Genomic DNA, 5,735 nt, shown 5'->3' on the forward strand with positions numbered 1-5,735 from the left:
TTACAGATAAATATGGTTTTTCCTACAATCCAACTAAAGAAATTGTCATTACTAACGGGGCGAGTGAAGCCATCGATACAGTTTTTCGAACTATTTTAGAAGAAGGCGACGAGGTTATATTGCCGGCTCCGATATACTCGGGCTATGAGCCTGTTATTAAATTTTGTGGCGCTAAGATCGTTTATTTAGATACAACTAATACTGGTCTACAGCCTTCAGCAGATGAATTAGAGAAGCTTATTACAGATAAAACGAAGGCTATTTTGTTTAATAATCCTTCAAACCCTACTGGCATGGTTATCGAAAAGCAGGTAATGGATAAGCTAGTAGAAATGTTAAAGGATAAAGAGGTTTATATTGTCTCCGATGAGATTTATAGTGAGAATACCTTTATAGGAGAGCATGTTTCTTTTGCTTCCTATCCGGAGCTGCGAGACAAATTATTTTATATCCATGGGGTTTCTAAGTCGCATTCGATGACTGGCTGGAGGATTGGATTCATATTAGGTCCTGAGAAAATTATGGAGCATGTGTTAAAAGTACATCTTTACAATTCTATTTGTGCTTCTTTGCCATCACAATACGGAGCACTAGAGGCATTAACCAATTCCAAGGACATCCCAAGCGCTATGAATATTGAGTATGTAACAAGACGTGACTACGTATATGATCGCTTGTTAAAGATGGGTCTTACTGTCATAAAGCCGAATGGTGCATTTTATATTTTTCCTTCCATAGAAGGTTTAGGTATGAAGTCTTTTGATTTTGCAACGAAGCTACTACATGAAGGTGGAGTAGCAGTAGTTCCTGGCAGTACCTTTACACCTTATGGAGAGGGCTATATTCGAATTTCATATGCTTATTCCATGGCCGTATTAGAAGAGGGTTTAAATCGTTTAGAACGTTTTATAGAAAAAATTCAGTCCCAATGAATTCTATTACATGACGAAATGGAGAATACAATGAAAAAAGTAATTACGTATTCACTTGCACTTGGAATTTTTAGTAGTGTTATACTCGCTCCCGTAGCGAATGTACAGGCAGCGCCATTAACAAAAGCGGAAGCACTAGTTCAGAGAGCGGAGAAAGAAGCAACGGCTTTAAAATGGCAAATTTCTATTGAACATACTCGGTCTATTAAAACTCCAGATATGAAGGTGTTCAATTCGACTAAATCTGCTTATCTAGCGGCACAAAAAGAGATTTCCTCGATAAGTGATTCAGCTAAAAGGGCAGAATTAGAAAAAAAATTAGAGGAAACAGCTGGGATTCATTATAAACGCTCCATGGGGTATGTGGATGCCATTACGTCTGGCAATAAAATTCAGAAGCTGGCTAACACTCTTCAGCAAGAGTATAGAAAGGATCCAAGCTCTAAGCTTACGGAAACTGCCTATCATGCATTATCCGAGGAAATTAGAAAGCAAGGAAAGCTTCTATATAGAGTTTACGGTAAGTCAACACGTGAAGCTTTTATTGCTCAATATAAGAGTCCTGCCCAACAGACGCTACTTAATGTAAAATCTGCAAAGATAGCAAAAGGCTTAATAACTAAGCTGGACCAGGCTATCCAAAAGAAAACCAAGCAAGACTCCATTCTAAACGAGTTGTATTTAACTTTAGAATCCATAAAAGATGATACGATGTATTATCGACTATTTGAAGAATACAGCAAGGTCATGCGAAAGGACATAAATTTTGTTGCACAAGAAAAAGACTTCAACATTTATTTTGGTCAAATGAACCAACTGATCAATAAAAAAGATGTAACGGGAGTCTTCTCGTTATACGGTAAGGATTTTCCAGACTATGAATTTTTAAAAGAGGATATTCAGACTTCCTTCAATGAAAATGATACAAAATTCGAACTGTTAAACGTTTATGTCTACTCCATCATTAGTGGCTATGCCTATGTGGAAGTTGAGGACCTTGCTACTACAGGAAACAAAAAGGAAACTATTTTAAACGTATATCTATTGAAAAAAGAAAATAAGGAATGGAAAATTGTCGATATTTTTACTCCTTACTAACTATTTTATTCAAACAACCAACGAGAGAAAACTTGTTGGTTGTTATTTTATATTCCAAGAATGTTAAAATAAATGATATGAAAATTCAAATAAATAGAATCAATAGGAGGAATAGAATGAAAACATTATTATTAACAGGATTCGAACCGTTTTTACAGCTTACTGTCAATCCAACTATGAAAATTGTGGAACAGTTAAATGGTTTAGAGATTAATGGTCATAGGATTGTTGGTAAGATCCTACCGGTAGATTTTCGTGCCTCTGGTAAGGAGCTACTTCAATTACTGGAAGCAGAAAAGCCAGACGTACACATATCTTTAGGCTTAGCAGCTGGCAGGTATAAAATTACTCCTGAGAGAGTTGCTATCAATGTACAAGATGGGGATGTAGACAACAAAGGAAATAGGCCCATTGATGAAGTGATCCAGGCAAACGGAGAACCAGGTTATTTCTCTACGTTGCCAATTCGAAAAATGGTGGAAAAGCTAATCCAAAATGGTTTTCCTGCTGAAATTTCTAATACAGCAGGAACCTACCTTTGTAATAATGTCATGTATGAAGCACTACATTATGCACAGAAGTTCAATAATAAACTGATTTCGGGGTTCATCCATATTCCGGCATCTCATGAACTTGCGATTTCACATGGTAAAATCCCAAGCTGGTCTCACGAGGATTTGAAAAATAGTATTATTACTTGTATTGGTGTTTTAGATCATCATGAAAATTGAAATGCCAACATTTTTTAGAACAGGGGAGAGGACTTTACGTTTTAGTTTTAAAGAGACTATAAGTCAAGAAGTATGGAGTCAAGTACATTTCTTTGCTGAAATGGTTTCATTAGAATGGAATCATCTTATAGAGGAAGTGGTGCCAAGCTATCATACAATTACTGTATTTTTTATTGATTCGTCTGCATTAGACAAAGTCGATATTAAGGGATTCTTATTCCAATGGCAGCATAAAAATTTAGCTTTAGAAAAAATGCCATCTAGATTAGTACATATTCCCGTTTGTTACGAGGAGCCGTATTCGCTAGATATGGATAGAATAGCTTCTTTAAATGGTCTTTCTTCCAAACAGATTATTCAGCTTCACACACAACCATTATATACCGTATATATGATTGGATTTTTACCCGGTTTTCCTTATTTAGGAGAGTTACATAAAAGTCTTTGCATTTCTCGCCTAGACAAGCCTAGAAGTTTAGTACCAAAAGGCTCTGTTGGAATTGGAGGAAATCAAACAGGCATATATCCCTTAGAATCACCAGGAGGATGGAACATTATTGGAAGAACACCTTTGGAGCTCTATTCGGCTTTTAGAAATGACCATTTTCTATTAAGAGCAAGAGATTTAATTAGGTTTTTTCCCATTTCAATACATGAATATGAAGAGATAGCTAGTGAGTTAAAACAAGATTCTCTTGCTATGAAACGTTTTGTAGAGGAGTTCTCAAAATGATAACAATTGATATAAATGCGGATGTAGGGGAAAGCTTTGGAGCCTTTAGCGTAGGGGAAGACCAGGAATTATTTAAAGTGATTACTTCAGCTAATATTGCTTGTGGATTCCACGCGGGAGATTTTTCGGTAATGAACCGAACAGTAAAGGAAGCTAAGAAAAATAATTTATCCATTGGTGCTCACCCAGGCTTTCCAGACCTGCAAGGATTTGGACGTAGGAATATGATAATGTCACCCGAAGAAATCTATGAGATGGTTATCTATCAAGTTGGGGCCTTAAAGGCTTTCTGTCAGCTTCATCATGTACGACTTAGGCATGTAAAGCCACATGGTGCTCTTTACAATATGGCTGCAAAAGATTCCTCTGTTGCTAAAGCAATTGCGCAGGCGACGTTTGATATGGAACCAGACTTGATTTTATATGGGTTATGCAACAGTGAACTAATAGAGGCAGGAAAAATGATAGGTCTTCAAACTGCACAGGAGGCTTTTGCCGATCGCCTTTATGATGAGGATGGGCAGCTAGTTAACCGAACAGAGCCAAATGCTATTTTGACTACTGATGAAGATATCGTTACGCAGGTTTTACGAATCGTAAAAGATCGACAAGTAAAGACCAAGTCTGGGGATAGTATAAGAATCCATGCTAATACCTTGTGCTTTCATGGCGATGGCAAAAATGTCTCGGCAGTCGTTAGGAAAGTTAGAAAAGTCCTAGAGGAAAACAATGTGAGGATTGCACCTTTGGAGTTGGGAATATGAAGGCGCTTTTTAAAGTTATAAAAGAGGGGGTTTACGCATCCTATCAGGATTTAGGCAGACCAGGGTATCGGAAATTTGGGATGCCTGTTGCTGGACCGATGGATAAATATGCTTTTCAAATGGGGAATAAAATTGTATCCAACTCTCCAAACTCCTTAGCATTAGAACTATTTTTAGGTGGCTTATCACTGGAAGTTTTAGATACTCATAAATTAGTTATCAGTGGGGCGGATCTGGAAGCTACGCTAGATGGAAACCCCGTGGAGCTATGGACATCATTTCTAGTCATTAAAGGTCAAATCCTATCCTTTAATAGTCCAAGTAAAGGAAGTATTGCTTACATAATTCCACAAGGAGGATTTTGTGCGGACGAGGTGATGAACAGTAGTTCAGCATATCCAAGAGCAGATATTGGATATGTACTGAAGCCAAACATGATTTTATATGGGAGGGATACTTCGTATACAAACAAACGCTCTCGATTAATACCGTCTTTTATTCCTACTTATGAAAATGATGTAACTGTTAATGTTTGGGGAAGTCCACATTTGGCTTTATTTGAAACGAGCAGTATTGATACTTTTTTTAATTCGATTTATACATATAAGGCTGGGAATCGGATGGGATATTATTTAGATGGCCCTGAGCTAAAGTTCGTCTCTAAGGGCGATATTCTATCGGAGGCAACCCAGTTTGGTACTATTCAAATTACTAATAATGGTCAGCCGGTTGTTTTAATGGCAGATGCACATACGGTTGGTGGATATGCTACCATGGGGAAAATAGTAGACGAAGATTTATGGAAGATCTCCCAATTGAGGAGTGGTGGAAAGATTCGTTTTCAATGGAGAGAGTGATAAGGATTGTCATAAAATACACCTAGCAGTTGTGTGTTTTATGACAATCCTTTTTGAGCATGCATATATGTTGTTTATACAATTTTTAATGCTTTTCTAAATGTAGCTTTATTTCCTCGGAAATTTTTTTTAATTCATTCTCATTCATCATATAATACCAAATTCCATCCTTTAGTTCTCCAGCACCTTCTTCAAAGGTCAGAGTTTCAATAGTATTTATACTTTTTTTATAATCTTTTTGTATATTTAGCATCTGCTCGAAGGTCATATTTGTTTGTAGGTTTTCTTCAATAATTAGAAGTAGTTCCTTATTCCTCAGGAGTAGATTGAAGTTTGCTCCCTTTTTAAGTAGAGATTGAATTACTTGTTTTTGACGATGTTGTCTTCCAAAATCTCCTAGTGGATCATCTTTGCGCATTCTTATATAATCTAGCTCCTGCTGTCCCTGTAATCTAATTTTTCCCTCAAGAAAGGTATAGCCAAACACTTCAAAGGTCGTTTTTTTTACAACATTTACTCCACCTACAGAGTCTACGAAATAATACTTTGTTCATTCCCTTTTTATTATTTTATAAATTATTAATGATATTTATATGCTTAAATGTGATAATTATCACATT

General features: G+C 36.5%; 6 protein-coding genes and 1 pseudogene. 6 read left to right on the forward strand and 1 reads right to left on the reverse strand.

Annotation, left to right across the window (positions count from 1 at the left end; genetic code table 11):
• The 6 genes from AC06OU_RS00625 to AC06OU_RS00650 form a co-directional block, all read left to right on the forward strand.
• On the forward strand, positions 1–932 hold a 932-nt coding region (locus tag AC06OU_RS00625; RefSeq protein ID WP_475853410.1), incomplete at its 5' end, for an aminotransferase class I/II-fold pyridoxal phosphate-dependent enzyme.
• A gap of 30 nt (positions 933–962) precedes the next feature.
• A complete protein-coding gene (locus AC06OU_RS00630; RefSeq protein WP_475853411.1) occupies positions 963–2,030 on the forward strand; it encodes a hypothetical protein in 1,068 nt (355 codons plus the stop codon).
• 116 nt (positions 2,031–2,146) lie between these two features.
• A complete protein-coding gene (locus AC06OU_RS00635; protein WP_475853412.1) occupies positions 2,147–2,761 on the forward strand; it encodes a pyroglutamyl-peptidase I in 615 nt (204 codons plus the stop codon).
• Positions 2,751–3,494: a 5-oxoprolinase subunit PxpB gene (gene pxpB / locus AC06OU_RS00640; protein WP_475853414.1), complete on the forward strand. Its 744-nt coding sequence runs from the start codon at positions 2,751–2,753 to the stop codon at positions 3,492–3,494. The genes AC06OU_RS00635 and pxpB overlap by 11 nt, the downstream gene beginning before the upstream one ends.
• The gene (locus AC06OU_RS00645; RefSeq protein ID WP_475853419.1) at positions 3,494–4,258 is read left to right on the forward strand and encodes a LamB/YcsF family protein; all 765 of its coding nucleotides are present in this window, start codon (positions 3,494–3,496) and stop codon (positions 4,256–4,258) included. The genes pxpB and AC06OU_RS00645 overlap by 1 nt, the downstream gene beginning before the upstream one ends.
• Positions 4,255–5,115 carry a 5-oxoprolinase subunit C family protein gene (locus tag AC06OU_RS00650; RefSeq protein ID WP_475853417.1) on the forward strand — a complete coding sequence of 287 codons (861 nt, stop codon included), beginning with the start codon at positions 4,255–4,257 and terminating at the stop codon, positions 5,113–5,115. Before AC06OU_RS00645 ends, AC06OU_RS00650 begins: the two co-directional genes overlap by 4 nt.
• Before the next feature lie 85 nt (positions 5,116–5,200).
• On the opposite strand, the pseudogene AC06OU_RS00655 reads toward AC06OU_RS00650, so the two are convergent.
• Positions 5,201–5,641: pseudogene (locus tag AC06OU_RS00655) on the reverse strand (LCP family glycopolymer transferase); the annotation flags it as partial.
• Positions 5,642–5,735 lie beyond the last annotated feature (94 nt).

It is taken from the genome of Psychrobacillus sp., assembly GCF_056205495.1.

Excerpts from the sequence above, each read along its gene's own strand:
- AC06OU_RS00630 (WP_475853411.1), top strand. The coding sequence starts at position 963 with ATGAAAAAAGTAATTACGTATTCACTTGCACTTGGAATTTTTAGTAGT.
- AC06OU_RS00635 (WP_475853412.1), top strand. The coding sequence starts at position 2,147 with ATGAAAACATTATTATTAACAGGATTCGAACCGTTTTTACAGCTTACT.
- pxpB (WP_475853414.1), top strand. The coding sequence starts at position 2,751 with ATGAAAATTGAAATGCCAACATTTTTTAGAACAGGGGAGAGGACTTTA.
- AC06OU_RS00650 (WP_475853417.1), top strand. The coding sequence starts at position 4,255 with ATGAAGGCGCTTTTTAAAGTTATAAAAGAGGGGGTTTACGCATCCTAT.